The organism is Streptomyces sp. NRRL S-378, assembly GCF_000720645.1.
Taxonomy (GTDB): domain Bacteria; phylum Actinomycetota; class Actinomycetes; order Streptomycetales; family Streptomycetaceae; genus Streptomyces.
This window is the reverse complement of the sequence record NZ_JOBX01000078.1, coordinates 1-16,945: the sequence shown is the minus strand read 5'-3', so window position 1 is coordinate 16,945 and position 16,945 is coordinate 1. Positions and strand designations below refer to the sequence as shown.

Here is a 16,945-nt window from a genome sequence, read left to right as displayed (position 1 = left end):
TTTGACACTCTGGCCAGCGACGCGGCAGGCCGTCCGTGCAGCGGCCTGTCCAGTCGCTATTCGGTCAGCTCGCGAGCTGTCAGAACGGCTTCCGCCAGGCTGTCCACGACCGGCACTCCGGCTGATTCCAGACTGCGGCGGCTGTGCGAACCGCCCGTGTAGAGCACGGCCCGGGCGCCGACGTGTGCGGCGGCGAGCGCGTCGTCCACGGCGTCCCCGATGAGGACCGTACGGCCGGCGCTCACCCCCGTCGCGTCCAGGGCCTGCAGGTGGCGTACGAGATGTCCCGCCTTGGAGGTGTGGGAGGGGCCGGTCCGCCCGTCGACGCGCAGGAAGTGCCCGTCGATGCCGTGGGACCGCACCAGCGGTACGAGCCTGTCGTGGGGCGCGAGGGACAGCAGGGACTGGGTGAGCCCGTCGCGCTGCCAGTCTCGGAGCAGTTCCCGGGCGCCCTCGGCGAGGCCGGAGTCCGCGGCGGCGGCCCAGTAGTGGCGGTGGAAGGTCTCGTCCATGACGAGCCACTCCTCGTCGGTGGGCAGCCGTCCCATGAGGCGCTCGTAGAACTTCGGCACCGGTACGACGTACAGCTCGCGGTACGTCTCCAGGGTGATCGGCGCGAAGCCGAGTTCGGCGAAGGAAGCGTTGGTGGCGGTGATGACGGCGTCGATGTCGTGGAGCAGCGTGCCGTTCCAGTCCCAGACGATGTGGTTCGTGTGGGTCACTTCAGCAGCCCCGGGATCTCCTGGACGCCGAACCAGAGCAGCTCGTGGTCCTCGGCCCCGTCGACGGTGAACTGCGCGTCCTCGTCCCCGCCGTCGGCGGCGGGCAGGGCCAGCGCGGCGGCGGCGACGTCCTCGTCGGCGTCGTCGGCGTCCACGTGCACGGCGGCGGCCACGGTGAGCCGTACGGCGGCGGTGAGGCTCACCTGGCCGAGGGTGGCCTCGTCGACGCCGGGGGTGGCGGTGGCGGCCTTGTCGTCGACGTCGAGGGCGACGACGACGCGGCGGCGGGGTGCGCCGGGGTCGGCGGCGAGCAGCCGCAGCGAGGCGGCCGCAGCCCGGCCCAGGGCCGCGTACTCCAGCTCCTCGATGTCGTCCGAAACGTACCACTCGCGCAGGCCGGGGGTGACGGCGTACGCCCGCAGCGGGGCGGGGCCCAGCTCACCCGCCTTGTGCACCTCGGCGAGCCCGGAGAGGGTCAGGGGGACGTACACGCGCATGGCCGGCTGCTTTCGGTAGTCGGAAACCAACCCAGGATACGACTCGGAGGTGGCCGGCCGGGGTCCGGCAGGGTGACGGCCGCCGTCCCCCATCGGGCTGCTACGGCCCGCGGGGGGCCCGTCCACCCGCGGCCCCGATGCCCCGCCGTCCCGCTCCTGTGGCGGGGGCCGCGCACTCGGATAGGTGAACCCGGCCGGCCCGGGGCCGGCGCCGAGCGCTGGTTGCGGAGCGTGTTCGCCGACCGTAGAAGATCCCCATCAAGTTACCGCCCGGTACCGCTCCGGGCCCGGCCTGTTCGGGGGCAGATCGCGATGGACACCACGACGCGCGGCACGATCGGCAGCAACGGCGGCCGCCGCCGCCCCACGGGCCGCTCCGGAACCCGCCCCGCCGGCCGGCGCGACCAACGCCGCCCGGCACCCCCCGCGCCTCCCGCGGGGCCCGCAGCGGCGCGGGGGCCGGCCCGCCCGCCGCACGTCGGCCCGCACCACTGGTTCGCCGAACGCCTGCTGGCGGTGATCAGCGGCATGCGCCCGGTCCACTCACTCCTGGGCCACACCGTCGGCCCCGCCTACCAGCAGCTGGTCACCCTGGCTCCGGCGGACCCCCTGCGCGAACGCCTGCGCCCGGTGGTCCGCCGGTGCGGCCGCTTCATCCCCGGGCCGGGCGTCATCGAGGCCTTCGCCCGCATCGCCACCGGCGACCGCGTGACGGCAATGGCCTTCCGCCTCGAACAGGGCCCGGACCTCCGCTGGCGCTGCGCAGCCATCGAAATCCAGGGCCCGCTCCCGTAGAGGCCCTCCCAGCCGTGCCGAGCCCCCTCTCTCAGCCTCGCTGCCCCACCCCGGCCCCGTCGGCCTTCGAGGCGCGGGGGCCCGCCGGCAGCGCCCCCGCCACGGCCCCGCACCCGGCAAGGCACTCGTCGGCCGCCCCCGCGGGAGCGAAACGGCCGGGGCCGGACACCATAGGGTGTCCGGCCCCGGCCGACGCTCGACCCGGCAGCGGGTCACTTCTTGCGGCGACGCCCGCCCGCGGCCTTCTGCGCCTTGCGGCGCTCGGCCCGCGTCATCCCGTCGCCGGCCGCGTCGCTCTCGAAGTCGCCCTCGATCACGCCGCCCTCACCGTCGACCGTCGGCGCGGAGAAGTGCAGCCGGTCCGGACGCTGCGGCGCGTCCAGCCCCTTCGCCCGGATCTCCGGGCGGGCGGCCGCGGCCGCCGGCTCCTTCGTCAGCGACGGCGCGGCGTCCTGCACCGGAAGCTCCTCGACCTGCTGCTCGACCTGGACCTCCAGGTTGAACAGGTAGCCGACGGACTCCTCCTTGATGCCCTCCTGCATGGCGTTGAACATGTCGAAGCCCTCACGCTGGTACTCGACCAGCGGGTCCTTCTGGGCCATCGCCCGCAGGCCGATGCCCTCCTGCAGGTAGTCCATCTCGTACAGGTGCTCGCGCCACTTGCGGTCCAGCACCGACAGGACCACGCGCCGCTCCAGCTCACGCATGATCTCGGAGCCGAGGGCCTTCTCGCGGGCCTCGTACTGCTCGTGGATGTCGTCCTTGACGGACTCCGCGATGAACTCGGCGGTGATGCCGGCGCGGTCGCCCGCAGCCTCCTCCAGCTCCTCGATGGTGACCTTCACCGGGTAGAGCTGCCGGAACGCGTTCCACAGGCGCTCCAGGTCCCACTCCTCGGCGAAGCCCTCGACCGTCTCGGCCGCGATGTACGCGTCGATGGTGTCGTCCATCATGTGGTGCACCTGCTCCTGGAGGTCCTCGCCCTCCAGAACGCGGCGGCGCTCCCGGTAGATGACCTCGCGCTGGTTGTTGAGCACCTCGTCGTACTTCAGGACGTTCTTGCGCGTCTCGAAGTTCTGGGTCTCGACCTGCGACTGGGCCGACGCGATCGCGCGCGTCACCATCTTGTTCTCGATCGGGACGTCGTCCGGAACGTTCGCCATCGCCATGACGCGCTCCACCATCTGCGCCTTGAACAGGCGCATCAGGTCGTCACCCAGCGACAGGTAGAAACGGGACTCGCCCGGGTCGCCCTGGCGGCCGGAACGGCCGCGCAGCTGGTTGTCGATACGGCGCGACTCGTGGCGCTCGGTGCCCAGCACGTACAGCCCGCCGAGCCCCTTGACCTCCTCGAACTCCGCCTTCACGGCGGCCTCGGCACGGGTGAGCGCCGCGGGGAGGGCGTGTGCCCACTCCTCGATGTGCTCCTCCGGGTCCAGGCCCTGCTGGCGCAGCTCGGCCTCGGCGAGGTCGTCCGGGTTGCCGCCGAGCTTGATGTCGGTACCGCGGCCGGCCATGTTCGTGGCGACGGTGACCGCGCCGCGGCGGCCGGCCTGGGCGACGATCGTGGCCTCGCGCTCGTGGTGCTTGGCGTTGAGGACCTCGTGCGGGATGCCGCGCTTGGAGAGCTGCTGGGAGAGGTACTCGGACTTCTCGACCGACGTCGTACCGACGAGGATCGGCTGGCCCTTCTCGTGCTTCTCCGCGATGTCGTCGACCACGGCGGCGAACTTGGCGACCTCGGTGCGGTAGATCAGGTCGGCCTGGTCCACGCGCTGCATCGGCCGGTTCGTCGGGATCGGGACGACACCGAGCTTGTAGATCTGGTGGAACTCGGCGGCCTCGGTCATGGCCGTGCCGGTCATGCCCGAGAGCTTCGAGTACAGGCGGAAGAAGTTCTGCAGGGTGATCGTGGCGAGGGTCTGGTTCTCGTCCTTGATGTCCACCCCTTCCTTCGCCTCGATCGCCTGGTGCATGCCCTCGTTGTAGCGGCGGCCGGCGAGGATACGGCCGGTGTGCTCGTCGACGATCATGACTTCGCCGTCGATGACGACGTAGTCCTTGTCCTTCTTGAACAGTTCCTTCGCCTTGATGGCGTTGTTCAGGTAGCCGACGAGCGGGGTGTTCACCGACTCGTAGAGGTTCTCGATGCCGAGCCAGTCCTCGACCTTGGCGACACCGGCCTCGTGGATGCCGACGGTGCGCTTCTTCTCGTCGACCTCGTAGTCGCCGGTCTCCTCGATGCCCTTGAGCGGCTGGCCCGCCTCGCCCTTGGTCAGGCGGGTGACCAGCTTCGCGAAGTCCGCGTACCACTTCGTGGCCTGGTCCGCGGGACCGGAGATGATCAGCGGGGTACGGGCCTCGTCGACGAGGATCGAGTCGACCTCGTCGACCACGGCGAAGTTGTGGCCGCGCTGGACGAGCTCGTCCTGCGACCACGCCATGTTGTCGCGCAGGTAGTCGAAGCCGAACTCGTTGTTCGTGCCGTAGGTGATGTCGCAGTTGTACTGCTCGCGCCGCTGCGCCGGCGACATGTTCGCCAGGATGCAGCCCACGGACAGGCCCAGGAACCTGTGGACGCGGCCCATCATCTCGGAGTCGCGCTCGGCCAGGTAGTCGTTCACCGTGATCAGGTGGACGCCCTTGCCGGACAGCGCGTTCAGGTACGCGGGCAGGGTGCCGACGAGGGTCTTGCCCTCACCGGTCTTCATCTCGGCGACGTACCCGAGGTGCAGCGCCGCGCCACCCATGATCTGGACGTCGTAGTGGCGCTGGCCGAGGACGCGCTTGGCCGCCTCACGGACGGTGGCGAAGGCCTCGGGCAGCAGGTCGTCCAGGCTCTCACCGTCCTGGTAGCGCTGCTTGTACTCGTCCGTGAGCGCCCGCAACTCGGCGTCGGAGAGGTTGACGAAGTCCTCTTCGATGGAGTTGACCTGGTCCGCGATGCGGTGCAGTTTGCGCAGGATCTTGCCTTCGCCTGCACGCATGAGCTTGTTGAAGACGGACACCGAGGTTTGTCTCCTTGCCGGTCGGGCCTGGGCACTGTACGTACACGGGCACGGCAGGTGGGCCCCACCGCAACGGCCATCGTAAGCGAGGACGCGGTCGCGTCGGGAGGTCCGCCGTTCCCATGAGGGCACGGTGCCCGGATTGAGAACGTACGGGGGACACCGAAGGTGCCGCATCGCCCGGAGGGATTCCCGAAAAGTGTTCGCCCCCGGCGCCGCGGCGGCAGCAGAATCCGCGCATGGAGCCCACCACACTGACCACCGGACGCCTCGTGCTCAGGCCCTTCGCCCCCGAGGACGCCCCCGAGGTCTACGCAGCCTGCCAGGACCCCGAGATCCAGCGCTGGAACGAGGTCCCCTCCCCCTACGGGCACGCGCACGCGGACACCTGGGTGAACGAGACCGTCCCGGCCGGCTGGCGCGACGACGGCGCGTACAGCTTCGCGGTCCGGCTCGGGGCCGGCGGCCCGCTGGTGGCGGCCCTGGGCGTGCACCCGCGCGGCGAGGCCGTGTTCGAGATCGGCTTCTGGGCGGTGAAGGAGCACCGGGGCCGGGGCTACGTCACCGAGGCCGTCGGCGCCGCCGCCCGCTGGGCCTTCACCGAGCTGGGTGCGGGACGCCTGGAGTGGCGGGCCGAGCCGGACAACGCGGCCTCCCGGGCCGTCGCGGAGAAGGCCGGCTTCCGGATGGAAGGGGTCCTGCGCGCCGGGATCTCCCACCGCGGCACCCTGCGCGACTGCCGGGTCGGCTCCCTGCTCCCGTCCGACCTCGGCCTGCCCTCGCACCTTCCGTACCTGCCGTCACCCACGCCCTGACGTCCTGGTCCGGCCCCGCTGTCAGTGGCACCGCCTACGCTCGGCGCATGACCAGCCTGCCGCCGCCGACCGTGTCCCTGTCCGCCGACGACGCCCGCCGGATCGCCCTGCGCGCGCAGGGCTTCCTCGGAGCCCCCGACCGGCGCGGCGGGGTCCGCGGGGTCCTGCGCCACCTGGGCGCCGTCCAGCTCGACACCATCTCGGTGCTGGCCCGTTCGCACGAGCTGATCCCGTACGCCCGGCTCGGCGCGGTCGGCCGGGACACGGTGGAGAAGGCCTACTGGACCGAGCGGCACGCCTTCGAGTACTGGTCGCACGCGGCCTGCATCCTCCCCATCGAGGAATGGCCGCATTTCGCCTTCCGCCGCCGGGCCAACCGCACGCGCGGCCACCGCTGGCACATCCTCCAGGACAAGCAGCACTCGACGCGGGCGGTCCTGGACCGGCTGAGGACGGACGGCCCGCTGACCTCCACCGAACTGGGCGGCGCCAAGAACGGCGGCGAGTGGTTCGAATGGTCCGAGACCAAGATCGCCGTGGAGTGGCTCCTCGACACCGGTGAGGTGGTGTGCAGCGAGCGCCGCGGCTGGAAGCGGGTCTACGACCTCCCCGAGCGGGCCGTGCCCGACGCGCTGCTCCACGACGACCTGGACGACCGCGAGTGCCTGCGCCGCCTGGTCGCCCTGGCGGGCCGGTCCCTCGGCGTCGGCACCCGCGCCGACATCGCGGACTACCACCGGCTCAAGGGGGAGCAGTTCGACGCGGTGGTCGAGGACTCGGGACTGGTGCCGGTGGAGGTGGAGGGCTGGTCCAAGCCCGCGTGGGCGGACCCGTCGGCCCTCGCGACGGCTCCCCGGGGCCGCCACCGCACGACGCTGCTGTCCCCGTTCGACTCCCTGGTGTGGGACCGTCCCCGCACGGAGCGGATCTTCGGCTTCACCCACCGGCTGGAGGCGTACGTGCCCAAGCCGAAGCGGATACACGGGTACTTCGCGATGCCGCTGCTGGCGGGCGGGCGGCTCCAGGGCCGCGTCGACCCGGCCCGCGAGGGCGGCACGCTGGTCGCCCGGCAGCTCTCCCTGACTTCTCCCGCGGCCGCGGCCCCGATGGCGCGGGCCCTGCGGGAGGCGGCGGAATGGGTCGGCTGCGACGCGGTCCGCGTGGAGCGCGCGCAGACCGCCGCCGAGGCGGCGGCGGTGACGGCCGAACTGGCGGCGCTGGGCAGCTGACCGGACCCCCGCGGGTCTGCGGGCCCGCGGGCCCGCGGGTCTGCCGGTCTGCGGAGTTGCGGGAGACGACCTAGCGGATCTCCAGGATCTTCTCCCGCATCGCGTAGACCACGGCCTCCATCCTGGAGTGCAGCTGGAGCTTCTCCAGGATGTTGCGGACGTGGTTCTTCACGGTGTTCTCGGAGATGAACAACTCCTTCGCGATGTCGCGGTTGTTCATGCCGGTGGCCACCAGCTTGAGGACTTCGAGCTCGCGGTCCGTCAGCCTCGGCGCGGGCACCAGCCGCCGCTCGTCGGTCCGCTGGATCATCGACTTGAACTCGGTGAGGAGCTTCGACGCCATCGACGGGCTGATCTGCGACTGGCCGTCGGCCACCGCCCGGATCGCCGTGGCCACCTCGTCCGTGGAGATCTCCTTCAGCAGGTACCCGGTCGCGCCCGCCTTGATCGCGTCGTAGAGGTCCGCCTCCTCGTCACTGATCGTCAGCATGATGATCTTCGCGGAGGGGGCCACCTCCTTGATCGAGGTGCAGGCCTCGATGCCGCCGCGCCGGGGCATCCGCACGTCCATGAGCACGATGTCCGGCAACAGGTCGGCCGCCTTGTCCACCGCCTCGGCGCCGTCCCCGGCCTCGCCGACGACCTGGATGTCCTCCTCCTGCGCGAGGACGATCTCCAGTCCCCGCCGGAAGAGTGCGTGGTCGTCGACCACGAGCACCCGGATGGGCTCCCCGGCCGGTGCACCGGCGGTTTCCCCCGACGGGTCCGCCCCGCGGCAGGCCGCGCCGTCGTCCGCGCGTACCGGACCGAAGCTGTCCGCCATCGTCCCTCCCCCTGCATGTGCTGAGCTGCCGGGCCAACCGGACACGCTCCGCAGCCGGCTGACTGCCCGCCATGATTCCATGCCCGCACCACGTCGCGGGGGAAGCCGGCGGAGCTGCTGGCTCATACCCGTCATGCAGGTGCCCCCGCGGAGACGCCGAAGCGTCCCGCGGGGGCAGCGAACGGTCTGCTCAGCCGCCGAGCGCGCCACCCGCGCCGCCCCGCGGCTCCTCCGAGCTGGAGGCCCCGTCGGGGTTCACGTGGATGACGCCGTAGTCATAGGCGTGACGCCGGTAGACGACACTGGGCAGCTTCGTCTCGGAGTCGACGAACAGATAGAAGTCGTGGCCGACCAGCTCCATCTCGTACAGAGCCTGGTCGAGCGACATGGGCGCGGCCGAGTGGGTCTTCTCGCGGACGATGAGCGGGCCTTCGCCCTGCACTTCGATGGATCCGATCCGGGTGATCGGAACGTCGTCCGTCTTCTCCTCGGTGACCGGCTGGCCGCTGCCGTTCAGCGACGCGACGCCCGGCACGACGTCGGCGACCTCTGCCGCCGAGAGCCGGCCGTTGCCACGGCGGGTGTAACGCTTGTCGTGCTGCTTGCGCAGCCGGGCCTCCAGCTTGTCCTGAGCGAGGTCGAGCGCCGCGTACGGGTCGGCGGCGGCGGCCTCGGCCCGGATCACCGGGCCCCGCGAACGCAGGGTGATCTCCACGCGGTCGGAACGGTCGGCCTGGCGCGGGTTGTGCTCCTTGGACACCTCGACGTCCAAGCTGATCACCTTGGCGTCGAGCTTCTGGATCCGCTCCGGATTCAGCTTCTCGGCCACGTGCTTGCGGAACCGCTCGGGCACCTCGGTCTTGCGGCCCTTGACGACGATGTCCACGCAGAACTCCGTTCCCGGATAGCTCCGCCCGACGGGGCGAAGCGTCTCCCTTTCGCACCAGACTCCGGTGAAGGCCGGAGCCTCGGACTTGGCGACTTTCACCTCCTCCTCCCCCATCGGCAAGATCTACACCCCACCGACTTCGGAGTCGAGAGAACAGCCTCCTGAGTTCCTTACAACCGAACATATCCCTGTATGACGGTTGTCGGCACCCGCTACTGGCACGTACTTCCAGTCCAGTGGCCGTTCCCTCGTACTACCTGCAACGATGGGCCTTCCCCCACAGTTCCAAATGTATTCACGGGATTTTCCGCCCGGACACGTTGCGGGTCACGTCGCAGGTCACCGGTCCGCCGCGCCGACAGCCCCCGCGAAGGAATCCGCCGGCGCGGCGACCACCGCTGCCCGCAGCACAGCCCCGGGCCCCGCCCCCTGCGGCTCTCCCGCCACGGCTCCCACCACCAGGCCCCCCGCACGGACCGCCCGCGCCGCCTCGGCCAGCGTCGCCCCCGTCGTGACCACGTCGTCCACGAGTACGATCCGGGCCCCGCGCGTCAGCCGCACCCCGTCCCGGCGCACCGCCAGCGCCCCCGCCAGGTTCTCCCGGCGCTGCCGGGCCCCCAGCCCCGCCTGGTCGGCCACCGCCCGCCGCAGCACCAGTACGGGCGCCACCCGCGCGGGAACCCCTGCCCGCCGCAGCCGCCCCGCCGCGGCCAGGGCGATCCTGCGCGCCGGATCGTGCCCGCGCGCCCGCACCTGCCGCCGCGCCGACGGGACCGGCACCAGTGCCACCTCACCCGGCCCGGGCCCCGTCCCGCCCGCCAGGACGGCCGCCGCCAGCGCACCGCCCAGCACCCCGGCCAGCGGGAGCGCCCCACGCTCCTTGTGGGCCAGCAGGACGGCCCGTACGGCTCCCTCGTAGACGGCGGCGGCCCGCACCACCGGGAGCCCCTCGGGGCGCGGAGACGGCCGCACCGGGCCCGCCGCGGCCCCGCTGAGCGCGCCCCGGCAGCCGTCGCACACCAGCACGCGGGCGGCCCCGCACCCGGCGCAGTCCACCGGCAGGACCAGCCCGGCGAGCTCCTGCCACCACCCCCGCATGGCTCCACACTGGCGGCCCGGCCCCCGGGCCGCCACCCCTGTGGACGGCCGGCCGAGGACGCCGGCCGGCCGCGCCTCAGCCCGGGTAGACCGGGGACCGGCCGCCCGCGGCCACCGTGCGCCACTGCGCCCCCGGCGGCAGCCAGACGATCCCGTCCTCCGAGTACGCCACCACCGGCTTCGGCTTGGACTCGTCCTCGGCCGCCGCGACCGCGACCTCGGACAGCCCCGTGGCCCCCGGCAGGCTCGCCGCGACCATCGAGCCGTCGGCGAGCATGTAGCGGGCCTGCTGCACCCCGCCCTTCTCCCGGCCCACGACCAGCAGCCGGCCCCGCGGCGCCCAGCTCATCGCCGTCACGTCGGCCATCTGCGGGGCCGCCGGGCGCAGCTCGCGCACCGACACCGCCGAGATGTCGCCCTTGGCGTCGGGCCGCTCGACCCGCCCGATGTAAAGGATCTTGCTGTTGGCGTCCTGCTCCAGCAGCAGCGCGATGCGCGCCCCGTCGGCGGACGCCTTCAGCGAGACGATCCGCCGCCCGTCGAGCCCCGCCACCTGCACCCGCTCGGGCGTACCGGTACCGCCCGGCACCCGCCACAGCCCCGGATGCTGCGGATCCCGGTCCGCGACCCACAGGTCCCCCGACGCGTCCCAGCTCGGCGCCGTCAGCGTCTCCGCCTTGCCGCCCCGCCCGATCGGCACCTGCGCCGGCATCGGCCCGCCCCCGACCATCGGCACCACGTACAGCCCGTGTCCGTCCTCGGAAACCACGGCCGCGCGCTGCTCGTCGTGCGAGACCGCGGCCGAGCTGACCTTGAACACCGGAACGGTCGCCAGCGGCCCCGGCACCGGTTCGGTACGGGTCTGCTGGTCCTCGCTGCCGACGTCGAGCTTCATCCGGACCAGCCGCTTCTCGTTGTCGACGAAGTATTGGTAGTCGGGCAACTTCGGCCGCCTGGCGATCGCGTCCGCGCTCACCGAGGTCACCGAGCACAGCGACGTCGTCTTGTCGTCGGAGGAGCGCAGCAGTTCGACCTGGTCGAGCCGGGACCCCGTCAGATCCTTGACGGTGTACAGGAGTTGCGTGGCCATCTTCTTGCACTGCGGCTGCGCGATGTTGCCCACCTTGTCGTTGAGCGGCACGCGCAGCGTGTTCTGGCCGTCGTACGACAGGGACTTGGTGCCCGTGCGCAGTTCCGTACCGGTGGGGAAGCTGGACTCCACGACCGGCGCGAGCCACCGGGACGGCCCTGCGAGCAGCGACTGCACGGTCTGCGTGGTCGGGTCCATCCGCGAATCGGGATCGGTGCGCTGGCGCACGTAGACCGGGTCCGCGACGAGCGTGCCGCCCGCGAAGTAGTACTTGTTCACCGGCATGTAGATGCGCTGGAAGTCCGACTCGCTGAGCACCAGACCGCTCGGCGGGGTCGAGATCCGCCACTGCTTGTCCTCGTCCTGGACGAGCTGGAGCTGCTCCTCGTACTCCCTGGCCCCGGTCTGCGGCTGGTACGCACTGTGCTCGTCGACGGTCGCGAGCTTCTTGCCGGTCACCTTCCAGCGCGGCCCCTCTGGGTCCTTCTCGCCCCGCACCGCGACCCGGTTGAGGCCGGAGGAGAGCACGGTGACGGCCGAGCCCGGCTTCCAGGACTTCGCGGCAGCCGGCGTCAGGTACTTGCGGGCGGTCTCCAATTGCGGGTCGTCGCTGGTCATCGCCTCCAGGAAGCCGTCGACGATCTCCGCCGGGGTGGCCTTGTCCGCGGGCGGCACCCCGAACACCCGTACCTGCGAGTCCACGCCCTGCGAGGCCTGCACCGCGCGGATCTCGCCACTGCTGGGCATCGAGGCGCAGCCCGCCAGGAGCAGCCCGGCCGTCCCGAAGGCGTACGCGCGCGCCGTGCGCAGGCGTCGGCCCCTCACCCGTGCGCTCCCCCACCGCGCGTCCACGGGCTCACCGTCCATCGGCTCGATCCTCCTGTTGTGCCTGTTCGGCCGGGCGCGCCACGACCCGGGCCCCGCTCCCCGGCAGGGCCGTCGGGTCGGCGGGCACCGACAGCCCCCCGGCGACCGGCGGCCGCGGCGGTATCGGCGAGCGGTCCCCGGCGTCGGCCGGCGGACGTTCCGCCCCGCTGCCGGAGGCCGCTGCCGCGGCGTCCGCCGCGGCCCTGGCCCGGTTGGCCCGCGAGTCCTCGGGCTCCAGCGGAATCGGCGAGCCCCGCAGCGGCTCGTCGGCGGTGCGCGGCAGCGTCAGCCGGAACTGCGAGCCGCCGCCCGGCTCGCCCCAGGCCTGCAGCCAGCCGCCGTGCAGCCGGGCGTCCTCGACGGCGATGGACAGGCCGAGGCCGGTCCCGCCGGTCGTACGCGCCCTCGCCGGGTCGGCCCGCCAGAAACGGTTGAAGACGCGGGTCGCCTCGCCGGGCTTGAGCCCGACGCCGTAGTCCCGTACCGCGACGGCCACGGCGCCACCCGCGGACGCCAGCCGCACCACCACGTCACGGCCCTCACCGTGCTCCACGGCGTTGACGACGAGGTTGCGCAGCACCCGCTCGACGCGCCGCGAATCGGCCTCGGCGATCACCGGCTGGGAGTCGCCGAGGACCCGGATCCGGGTGCCCTTGTGCTCCGCCAGCGGCTCCGCCCCGTCGATGACGCGGCGCACCACCTCCCGCAGGTCGATCGGCTCGGCCTCCAGGGCCGCCGCCCCCGCGTCGAAGCGGCTGATCTCCAGCAGGTCCGCGAGGAGCGACTCGAAGCGGTCGAGCTGCCCGGCGAGCAGCTCGGCGGAGCGCGCGGTCACCGGATCGAAGTCGACACGTGCGTCGTGGATGACGTCGGCGGCCATCCGCACCGTCGTCAGCGGCGTCCGCAGCTCGTGGCTGACGTCCGAGACGAACCGGCGCTGCATCCGGGACAGCTCCTCCAGCTGCTGGATCTTGTTCTGGAGGTTCTGCGCCATCTTGTTGAAGGCCTCGCCCAGGCGGGCGATGTCGTCCTCGCCGGTGACCTTCATCCGTTCCTGGAGCCGGCCCGCCGAGAGCCGCTCGGCGATCCCGGCGGCCATCCGTACGGGACTCACGACCTGGCGCACGACGAGCCAGGCGATACCGCTCAGCAGGACCACGACGAACAGCCCGGCGGTGGCGATGGTGCTCTTGACCAGGTTGAGGGACTCCTCCTCCTGGGTCAGCGGGAAGAGGTAGTACAGGTCGTACGGATCCCCGTTGATGTCCGTCAGCCGCTTGCCGACGACCAGCGCCGGTTCGGGCTGCTTCTGCTCCGCCCCGCTGGTGTAGCGGATCTCGGAGAACGTCTTGAACGTGCCGGTGGCGTGGTTGACGGCCCGGCGCAGACTGATCGGCACGCTGGCGGTCGGATCCACGTTCCCGGAGGCGCGGGCGCCGCGGACGCCCTGGGCGCCGGGCTGCGGCTGCTCCCCGGTGCCGGCACCGAGCGCGGCCACCTCGAAGGCGGTCTGACCACCACTGGCCAGCTGTTTGACCAGCGAGTTCATCCACGTACTGGCGTCACGGCCGACCTTGTTGTCGGTCGCGTCGGGCCCGTCCACGGTCGCGGGCGTGTTGGCCTTCTCCTGCGCGACCGCGAAACCGCCCGCGGCCTGGCTCTGCGCGGCCTCCTCCTTCGCGTCGAGGAGCCCCTTGCTGACCTGCGCGATGACCACGAAGCCGAGGGCCAGGACCACCGAGAGCGAGATCAGCAGCGTGGCGGCGACCACCCGCAGCTGGATGTTGCGCCGCCACAGCCGGACAGCCGGAAGCAACGGCCGGCGTACGAGACGTACGAACAGCCGCAGCATCCTGCCGGCGGGCGCCCCGTCCCGGAGCAGCCTGCCGGTCCACAGGCGGGAACCGCCCCGGACCCTGCCCGAGGTACCGGACTGCACGTCAGCTGGGTCCGGCCTTGTAGCCGACACCACGCACCGTCACGACGATCTCGGGACGCTCCGGGTCCTTCTCGACCTTGGAGCGCAGACGCTGCACGTGCACGTTGACCAGACGGGTGTCCGCCGCGTGCCGGTAGCCCCAGACCTGCTCCAGCAGCACCTCGCGGGTGAAGACCTGCCAGGGCTTGCGCGCGAGCGCGACCAGCAGGTCGAACTCGAGCGGGGTCAGGGCGATCGAGGCGCCGTCGCGCTTGACCGAGTGCCCGGCCACGTCGATGACCAGGTCACCGATGGTCAGCTGCTCGGGCGCCGGCTCCTCCGAACGGCGCAGACGGGCACGGATACGGGCCACCAGCTCCTTCGGCTTGAACGGCTTGACGATGTAGTCGTCGGCCCCGGACTCCAGGCCCACGACCACGTCCACCGTGTCGCTCTTGGCGGTCAGCATGACGATCGGCACGCCGGACTCGGCCCGGATCAGCCTGCACACCTCTATGCCGTCCCGTCCGGGCAGCATGAGGTCCAGCAGGACCAGGTCGGGCTTCGCCTCCCGGAAGGCAGCAAGTGCCTTGTCACCGTCCGCTACGAACGACGGCTCAAAACCTTCTCCCCGCAGCACAATGCCGAGCATCTCGGCCAGCGCGGTGTCGTCGTCGACGACAAGGACGCGTCCCTTCATGTTTGACATCATCCCATTAGCCAATCGTGACCCGGCGGTGAGCTGTCCCACAGCCAAAAGGGCTGGAAATCGCCCCTCCCACCTGCGTGGAGATCGGCCCGCCCGGCCCGCCACCGATCCGGGCGACAATGGAAGGCACGGGCCACCGGGTATCCGGGGGGACGGCTGGTCCGTTCGGGGTCCTCACGTGGCACGATGGCAGCGACCAGCGCCCCCGCCGCAGCAGGTGGATGTGAAGGAGCGACGATGAACGACTCTCCGGGCTGGGCTACGCCCGGATCCTCTCCGTCCGACGGCGATCGGCAGGGGACCCCCGCCGACCGGCCGGCCGACGACGGCGGCGCGCACCGGCCCGCACGGCCCGCCGGCGACCCCAAGTGGTCCGCCGAGCAGCCACCGCCCGGCCAGTGGTCGAGCCCCGGCGCGACACCTCCCGCCGACACCCCCCGGCCCCCGGCACAGCCCGCCACCGGCTGGGGACAGCAGCCCGGCGGCCAGTACTCCCACCCCGGCGGCCCGGGCCAGTGGGGCCACCAGCCGCCCGCCGCCAAACCCGGTGTCATCCCGCTGCGCCCGCTGGGCCTCGGCGAGATCCTCGACGGCTCGGTCGCCACCATGCGCACGCACTGGCGCTCCGTCGTGCCCATCACCCTGGTCGTGGCCACGGTCATCCAGGTGATCAGCGTGCTCGTGCAGAAGTTCATGCTGAACGACCTGCCCATCAGCTCCACCGAGGACATGACCGCCGAGGAGGCGATCGACACCCTCGGCAGCTCCCTCGCCGTCTCGGTCGTGAACCAGTTCATCCAGGTCCTCGGGACGATCGTGGTCACCGCGATGCTCACGATGATCTTCAGCCGGGCCATCCTCGGACAGCACTCCTCGGTCTCCGCCGCCTGGCGCGAGGCCCGCCCCCAGCTGCTGCGCCTGATCGGCCTGACCCTGCTGCTGGCCCTCGGCATCGTCCTGCTCGGCGCCGTACTGGTCCTGCCGGGAGCCCTCGCGGGCAACATCGGCCTGGCCGTCGCCGGCTTCGTCGCCTGGGTACCGCTCATCATCTGGCTCGGGATCAAGTTCAGCCTGGCCTCTCCCGCCCTGATGCTGGAGAAGAGCACCGTCATCAAGGCCTTCGCGCGCTCCTCGAAGCTCGTCCGCGGCGCGTGGTGGCGCGTCTTCGGCATCACGGTCCTCACGGCCCTGATCGCCTTCATGGTCGCGCTGATGGTCGTGGCGCCGTTCCAGATGATCGGCATCTTCGCCTTCGGCGGCGGTATCGACTCCCTGGAGGACGGCAGCGCCCAGACCGCCTGGGGGTCGCTGATCTTCTCCGGCATCGGCCTGATCATCGCCCAGACGATCATCATGCCCATCCAGTCCGGCGTCACCGTCCTGCTCTACGTCGACCAGCGCATCCGCCGCGAGGGCCTCGACCTGGAACTCGCCCGGGCGGCCGGCATCGAGAACTACGGCACGACCGGAGGCTGACCCACCGATGATGAGCACGGGGGGCCTCATCACCCGCACCGCGGCACTCCTGCCGGCCGGGGAGACACCACCGGTGACGACACCGCGCACACCCGCCCAGGAGGCGGCGGAACGCGAACTGTCCAAGCCGATGTACCACGAGAACGACCCGAACCTGCTCGACCGCGCCCTGCGCGCGTTCTTCGACTGGCTCGACGACCTGTTCGGCGCCGCCTCCGGGGCGACCCCCGGAGGCGCCGTGGGCCTGGTCGCCGTCCTCCTCCTGGTCGTCCTCGCCGTCGCCGCCCTGTGGTGGCGCCTGGGCTCCCCCCGCCGCACCGCCACCTCCACGGGCACCCTCTTCGACGACGGCGTCCGCAGCGCGGCCGACCACCGCACCACCGCCGAGGCCCACGCCACCGCCGGCCGCTGGACGGAAGCCGTCCAGGAACGCATGCGCGCCGTCGTCCGCTCCCTGGAGGAGCGCACCCTGCTGGACCCCCGCCCGGGCCGCACCGCCGACGAGGCCGCCGCCGAGGCCGCCGTGTCCCTCCCCGACCACGCCGCCGCCCTCCGCGCCGCCGCCCGCACCTTCGACGACGTCACCTACGGCGGCCGCACCGCCGACGCCGACACCTACGCCCGCCTGCGCACCCTCGACCTCACCCTGGCCCGCACCAAGCCGCTCCTGACGGGACCCACCGCATGACCGGCCCCACCCCGGACCCCCAGAACCCGGACCGAACCCCACCCACCCAGGGTTCCGGCAGGCCCGGAAACCTCCCGGAACGACCCCCCCCTTCCGGTGCAGACGGGTCTACCCCGAAGCAATCCCCGCAGGACCCCGGTCAGGCACCGTCCACCACCCGAGGTTCCGGTGGGGACGGGTGTGTGCCGGGGCGATCCCCGCAGGGCGCCGAACGCACCGCCGCCGCACTTTCCGGCCCCGAGAACCGTTCGGCGCCCGAGGAGACGCCCCGGCGCGCGCCGGGCCCCGCCGGAACCGCCCCCGCCCCCCCCCCCGCCCACG

The 16,945-nt window shown here is 72.2% G+C and carries 14 protein-coding genes; 5 read left to right on the top strand and 9 right to left on the bottom strand.

Annotated features, from left to right (window positions below; translation table 11 throughout):
• Positions 1-56: 56 nt before the first annotated feature.
• The gene (locus IH80_RS0133830) at positions 57-722 is read right to left on the bottom strand and encodes an HAD family hydrolase (protein WP_030965557.1); all 666 of its coding nucleotides are present in this window, start codon (positions 720-722) and stop codon (positions 57-59) included.
• Entirely contained in the window at positions 719-1,219 is a 501-nt protein-coding gene (locus IH80_RS0133825) for a DUF6912 family protein (RefSeq protein ID WP_030965556.1), read from the bottom strand. Before IH80_RS0133825 ends, IH80_RS0133830 begins: the two co-directional genes overlap by 4 nt.
• Before the next feature lie 312 nt (positions 1,220-1,531).
• Between IH80_RS0133825 and IH80_RS41185 the strand changes: the two genes are divergently transcribed.
• Positions 1,532-2,014: an Rv3235 family protein gene (locus IH80_RS41185; RefSeq protein ID WP_234432470.1), complete on the top strand. Its 483-nt coding sequence runs from the start codon at positions 1,532-1,534 to the stop codon at positions 2,012-2,014.
• Positions 2,015-2,226: 212 nt separating this feature from the next.
• Here the strand turns inward: IH80_RS41185 and secA are convergent, their stop codons facing one another.
• Positions 2,227-5,022 carry a preprotein translocase subunit SecA gene (secA, locus tag IH80_RS0133815; RefSeq protein WP_030965553.1) on the bottom strand — a complete coding sequence of 932 codons (2,796 nt, stop codon included), beginning with the start codon at positions 5,020-5,022 and terminating at the stop codon, positions 2,227-2,229.
• Between the two features lie 239 nt (positions 5,023-5,261).
• On the opposite strand from secA, the gene IH80_RS0133810 reads away from it, so the two are divergent.
• Positions 5,262-5,837, top strand: a complete 576-nt coding sequence (locus IH80_RS0133810) for a GNAT family N-acetyltransferase (RefSeq protein ID WP_030965552.1) — start codon at positions 5,262-5,264, stop codon at positions 5,835-5,837.
• A 47-nt stretch (positions 5,838-5,884) separates the two neighbouring features.
• On the top strand, positions 5,885-7,066 hold the full coding sequence (locus IH80_RS0133805) for a winged helix-turn-helix domain-containing protein (RefSeq protein ID WP_030965550.1): 1,182 nt from the start codon (positions 5,885-5,887) through the stop codon (positions 7,064-7,066).
• Between the two features lie 70 nt (positions 7,067-7,136).
• Here IH80_RS0133805 and IH80_RS0133800 read toward each other — a convergent pair whose 3' ends face one another.
• From IH80_RS0133800 to mtrA, 6 genes are all read right to left on the bottom strand, one after another.
• Positions 7,137-7,889 (bottom strand): response regulator, encoded by a 753-nt coding sequence (locus tag IH80_RS0133800; RefSeq protein ID WP_030965549.1) that lies wholly within the window; start codon positions 7,887-7,889, stop codon positions 7,137-7,139.
• Between the two features lie 190 nt (positions 7,890-8,079).
• Positions 8,080-8,775 (bottom strand): ribosome hibernation-promoting factor, HPF/YfiA family, encoded by a 696-nt coding sequence (gene hpf / locus IH80_RS0133795; protein WP_030965548.1) that lies wholly within the window; start codon positions 8,773-8,775, stop codon positions 8,080-8,082.
• 342 nt (positions 8,776-9,117) lie between these two features.
• Complete coding sequence (locus IH80_RS0133790; protein WP_030965545.1) at positions 9,118-9,876, bottom strand: ComF family protein; 759 nt, start codon at positions 9,874-9,876, stop codon at positions 9,118-9,120.
• Positions 9,877-9,952: 76 nt separating this feature from the next.
• Positions 9,953-11,833, bottom strand: a complete 1,881-nt coding sequence (locus IH80_RS0133785) for an LpqB family beta-propeller domain-containing protein (protein ID WP_051810229.1) — start codon at positions 11,831-11,833, stop codon at positions 9,953-9,955.
• On the bottom strand, positions 11,823-13,685 hold the full coding sequence (mtrB, locus tag IH80_RS0133780; RefSeq protein ID WP_037881924.1) for an MtrAB system histidine kinase MtrB: 1,863 nt from the start codon (positions 13,683-13,685) through the stop codon (positions 11,823-11,825). Before mtrB ends, IH80_RS0133785 begins: the two co-directional genes overlap by 11 nt.
• Positions 13,686-13,773: 88 nt before the next feature.
• The gene (gene mtrA, locus IH80_RS0133775) at positions 13,774-14,463 is read right to left on the bottom strand and encodes a two-component system response regulator MtrA (RefSeq protein ID WP_199819346.1); all 690 of its coding nucleotides are present in this window, start codon (positions 14,461-14,463) and stop codon (positions 13,774-13,776) included.
• 234 nt (positions 14,464-14,697) lie between these two features.
• Here mtrA and IH80_RS0133770 point away from each other — a divergent pair, with 234 nt between their 5' ends.
• Entirely contained in the window at positions 14,698-15,936 is a 1,239-nt protein-coding gene (locus IH80_RS0133770) for a glycerophosphoryl diester phosphodiesterase membrane domain-containing protein (RefSeq protein ID WP_030965540.1), read from the top strand.
• Between the two features lie 10 nt (positions 15,937-15,946).
• Complete coding sequence (locus tag IH80_RS0133765; protein ID WP_037881922.1) at positions 15,947-16,624, top strand: DUF4129 domain-containing protein; 678 nt, start codon at positions 15,947-15,949, stop codon at positions 16,622-16,624.
• The last annotated feature ends 321 nt before the right edge of the window (positions 16,625-16,945 follow it).

Bases quoted from the DNA above. Each gene is read 5' to 3' on its own strand.
- IH80_RS0133825 (WP_030965556.1), bottom strand. From the start codon at position 1,219: ATGCGCGTGTACGTCCCCCTGACCCTCTCCGGGCTCGCCGAGGTGCAC.
- IH80_RS0133790 (WP_030965545.1), bottom strand. From the start codon at position 9,876: ATGCGGGGGTGGTGGCAGGAGCTCGCCGGGCTGGTCCTGCCGGTGGAC.
- IH80_RS41185 (WP_234432470.1), top strand. From the start codon at position 1,532: ATGGACACCACGACGCGCGGCACGATCGGCAGCAACGGCGGCCGCCGC.
- IH80_RS0133800 (WP_030965549.1), bottom strand. From the start codon at position 7,889: ATGGCGGACAGCTTCGGTCCGGTACGCGCGGACGACGGCGCGGCCTGC.
- IH80_RS0133785 (WP_051810229.1), bottom strand. From the start codon at position 11,833: ATGGACGGTGAGCCCGTGGACGCGCGGTGGGGGAGCGCACGGGTGAGG.
- IH80_RS0133805 (WP_030965550.1), top strand. From the start codon at position 5,885: ATGACCAGCCTGCCGCCGCCGACCGTGTCCCTGTCCGCCGACGACGCC.
- IH80_RS0133770 (WP_030965540.1), top strand. From the start codon at position 14,698: ATGAACGACTCTCCGGGCTGGGCTACGCCCGGATCCTCTCCGTCCGAC.
- IH80_RS0133810 (WP_030965552.1), top strand. From the start codon at position 5,262: ATGGAGCCCACCACACTGACCACCGGACGCCTCGTGCTCAGGCCCTTC.
- mtrA (WP_199819346.1), bottom strand. From the start codon at position 14,463: ATGATGTCAAACATGAAGGGACGCGTCCTTGTCGTCGACGACGACACC.
- mtrB (WP_037881924.1), bottom strand. From the start codon at position 13,685: ATGCTGCGGCTGTTCGTACGTCTCGTACGCCGGCCGTTGCTTCCGGCT.
- IH80_RS0133765 (WP_037881922.1), top strand. From the start codon at position 15,947: ATGAGCACGGGGGGCCTCATCACCCGCACCGCGGCACTCCTGCCGGCC.